Genomic DNA, 248 nt, shown 5'->3' with positions numbered 1-248 from the left:
CATTAATCGCATACCACTGCAATAAAGTAGTCCACAGGGTAAATAATGCTTCGCAGAGCACACTTTAAAAAAATTATTTATTTCCTGCTGCGTTAAAACTACCGGTAGTTTAGTTGCTTGTTTGCTCTTAATAAAACCTAAAGATAATGAGAGTGGCTTTTTAATCACTTCTTTAAATAAAAAGCTCAACGCATTTAAGGCTTGTGTTTAAGTATTAGGAGCAACATTTTGTTGGTTGACTAAATGAT

General features: G+C 33.1%; 1 pseudogene. It reads right to left on the bottom strand.

Annotated features, from left to right (window positions below):
* Nucleotides 1–189: pseudogene (locus CWB65_RS19965) on the bottom strand (integron integrase); the annotation flags it as partial.
* Nucleotides 190–248: the final 59 nt, after the last annotated feature.

Source organism: Pseudoalteromonas sp. S554, from assembly GCF_005930865.1.
In the GTDB taxonomy this organism is placed as follows: domain Bacteria; phylum Pseudomonadota; class Gammaproteobacteria; order Enterobacterales; family Alteromonadaceae; genus Pseudoalteromonas; species Pseudoalteromonas marina.
The sequence above is the reverse complement of the archived record's forward strand: the minus strand, read 5'-3'. Positions and strand labels throughout refer to the sequence as shown.